A 2,947-nucleotide genomic window follows, 5' to 3' on the forward strand; every position below is an offset into this window, starting at 1 on the left:
CAGGTTCCCCCTCAAAATACCATGACATATTTATTATACTTTCGAAAAAAAGATTTTCAAAACCGGGTGTTTACAAAACAAAATTGTTATGATACCATAATTACGCTTGGCCCCATAGGATAACGGCTAGTCCACCGGATTCTCAGTCCGAAGGTCGGGGTTCGATTCCCCGTGGGGCTGCCAGAAAGCCCTTCTTACGAAGGGCTTTTTTGATAAATAATATGAAGCCATATTCAAATAAAAAAAGAGAGCCTAAGGCTCTCTTTATTGGTGGAGTCGATGGGATTCGAACCCACGACTTTCGCCTTGCGAAGGCGACGCGCTCCCGACTGCGCTACGACCCCACGCAAAATTATTATAACTTACAGCCATAAAAAGGTCAACGCAGTAGTTCTTTTTTGAAACTTGTTCCATTCTTCATTAAAGGGATATTGAAAAAATCCAAAACAGTTTGGCCAAGATCCGCAAAAGTCTCTCTTTCGCCGAGATTCACATTTTCTTTTAGTCTCTTCCCGTAAACCAGCAAAGGAACCTTTTCGCGGGAATGATCTGTTGAGGGCGTAGTTGGATCGCAACCATGATCGGCAGTGATAAAGAGTACATCTTCTGGTTCCATGGCGGCCATTATTTCAGGTAATCTCCGGTCAAACTCTTCCAGGGCTTTAGCATAACCAACAGGATTATTCCTGTGACCATATTTCATGTCGTAATCAACCAAATTCGTGAAGATGAGCCCTTTCTCTGCTGTTTTCAAATAACCAATAGTCTTATCAATACCATCGTTGTTGTCTTTTGTTTTGACATATTCGGTGATCCCATACCCATCATATATATCTCTGATCTTTCCCACAGCAAAAACGGGAATTCCTGCCTTTAGAAGACGCTCAAGTGCGATCTCGCCTTCAGGTGGAAGAGAATAATCGTGCCTGTTAGGTGTTCGGGTGTAATCTGGCCATGTTCCCACAAAAGGTCGTGCTATAACTCTTGCTACTTTGTAACCACTTCTATCCAAAATTCCTCTGGCTATCTCACAATATCTGTAAAGCTCGGGAACCGGAATTATTTTCTCGTGAGCAGCTATCTGAAAAACGCTATCTGCTGAAGTGTAAACTATGAGCGCTCCTGTTTCTTCATGTACCTTTCCTAATTCCTTTATGATCTCTGTTCCAGACGCTGGTTTGTTTCCAATAACTTTTCTTCCCGTAGCTTCTTCGAAGGGGTTTATTATCTCTTCCGGAAATCCATTTGGAAACATGTCAAAGGGTTTGTCAAGAATTATCCCCATAAATTCCCAATGACCTGTAGTTGTATCCTTTCCAGGGCTTTTCTCAAGCATTTTGCCATAAGCGCCAATGGCTTTTTCCACTGGTGGAACTCCAAGAATATCGGTAAGGTTACCGAGGCCTAATTTTTGGCAGTTGGGCATATTCAATCCACCCACGGCTTTTGAAGTGTTCCCTAGAGTGTTAGAACCTACATCTCCATAATCAGCCGCATCAGGCATTTCACCAGCGCCCACACTATCTAGAACTATAATTGTCGCTCGCATTTCATCACTCCCTTTTATTTCATCATTATTCTTAACATCAAATGTTACCACGCACCCCTTATAATTAGAAGTGAAAGATATAAAATCAGTTCGGGAGGAAAAGATATGGCATTGCTTTTTGTGCTTATATTCATGGCTGTAAGGCTATTCAACATTTTCTTGAAAATTCTTAATCTGGTATATTCAACGGGGCAAAATGCAAAAGTGCCAGATTTTCTAACTTCAGAAATCGACGAAACGGAGTTTCAACAATTCAAGCGTTATAACAAGGAAAAGACTCTGCTCTCTATTTATTCAGACTTTTTTGACACAGTCATTACACTGTCATTCCTTTTCTTGATTTACAAGAAGCTGGAAGAGATTGTAAGCATTACCGAAAATCCCATTTATAATGGCATTCTATTTTTCGCTGCCATAGCTATTATTGATTTCATAATATCCCTTCCCTTCTCGTTATACGATAACTTCTCTATTGAAAAGCGATATGGTTTTAACACAATGACACCTGGGCTGTATATAAGAGACTTGTTAAAATCGGTAGCATTGCTTGTAATTATAGCTGGTCCTTTACTTGCCGGTTCTCTGTGGATTCTATACAACATCAGTAATTGGTGGATTCCACTATCAATTGGAATATTGGCTGTGCAACTTCTCGCAGGCTGGATAGTCCCAACCTTTATCATGCCACTTTTCAACAAATTCACTCCCCTTGAAAACGACACTCTAAGAGAAAGGCTCGAAACTATTGCTAAAAAGGCAGGATTTAAGGCTAAGAAAATATATGTAATGGATGCGTCAAAACGCTCAAAGCATTCCAATGCTTTCTTTACCGGAATAGGCAAAAGCAAAAAAATAGTGCTTTTCGATACTCTTTTGGATCGTTGCAATGAAGAAGAGATTGAGGCTGTTTTCGCCCATGAAGCGGGTCATTATGTCAATAAAGATGCAATCAAGAATATTGTTATGAGCTCTATGTTTTTAGTAGCCATAACTTACTTGCTTTGGTTATTTATGTGTAGCCAGCTTGTTCAGGATTATTTTGGTGTACATGAAAAATATACTGTACTATTGTATGGAATGATATTCATCGGAGCTCTTTTCTCTCTGGGACGTGGTTTTCTCAACGCTTACAGCAGGAAAGTAGAATTTAGGGCTGACAGGTACGCCGCTGAAGTGACTGGCAAGCCCAATAATCTTGTTAGCGCTCTGAAAAAGATCTACAAGTCAAATATGTCTAACCTAAATCCACATCCTCTTTATGCTTTTTTTAACTACTCACATCCAACTCTTGATGAGCGTATAAGAGAGCTACTAAAATTTAAATAGAGCTTCTGGAGCCGGGTTACGAGAGTCAAAGAACCGAGTTATGAATTATGAGTTATGAGTTAAAGAGCCGAG

At 40.1% G+C, this 2,947-nt stretch carries 2 protein-coding genes and 2 tRNA genes; 2 read left to right on the forward strand and 2 right to left on the reverse strand.

Going from position 1 to position 2,947, the window contains the following annotated elements; all coding sequences use genetic code 11:
* Positions 1–108 precede the first annotated feature (108 nt).
* Positions 109–183: transfer RNA gene (locus tag AC3LHT_RS10105), tRNA-Glu, on the forward strand.
* Between the two features lie 85 nt (positions 184–268).
* On the opposite strand, the gene AC3LHT_RS10110 is transcribed toward AC3LHT_RS10105, so the two are convergent.
* Together AC3LHT_RS10110 and AC3LHT_RS10115 are read right to left on the reverse strand one after the other, a co-directional pair.
* Positions 269–344 (reverse strand) — tRNA-Ala (locus tag AC3LHT_RS10110).
* A 35-nt stretch (positions 345–379) separates the two neighbouring features.
* On the reverse strand, positions 380–1,549 hold the full coding sequence (locus AC3LHT_RS10115) for a phosphopentomutase (protein ID WP_488662800.1): 1,170 nt from the start codon (positions 1,547–1,549) through the stop codon (positions 380–382).
* A 105-nt stretch (positions 1,550–1,654) separates the two neighbouring features.
* On the opposite strand from AC3LHT_RS10115, the gene AC3LHT_RS10120 reads away from it, so the two are divergent.
* Positions 1,655–2,875, forward strand: coding sequence for a M48 family metallopeptidase (locus tag AC3LHT_RS10120; protein WP_488662801.1), 1,221 nt, complete (start codon positions 1,655–1,657; stop codon positions 2,873–2,875).
* Positions 2,876–2,947 lie beyond the last annotated feature (72 nt).

Source organism: Kosmotoga sp. (genome assembly GCF_982836095.1).

Bases quoted from the DNA above. Each gene is read 5' to 3' on its own strand.
- AC3LHT_RS10115 (WP_488662800.1), bottom strand. From the start codon at position 1,549: ATGCGAGCGACAATTATAGTTCTAGATAGTGTGGGCGCTGGTGAAATG.
- AC3LHT_RS10120 (WP_488662801.1), top strand. From the start codon at position 1,655: ATGGCATTGCTTTTTGTGCTTATATTCATGGCTGTAAGGCTATTCAAC.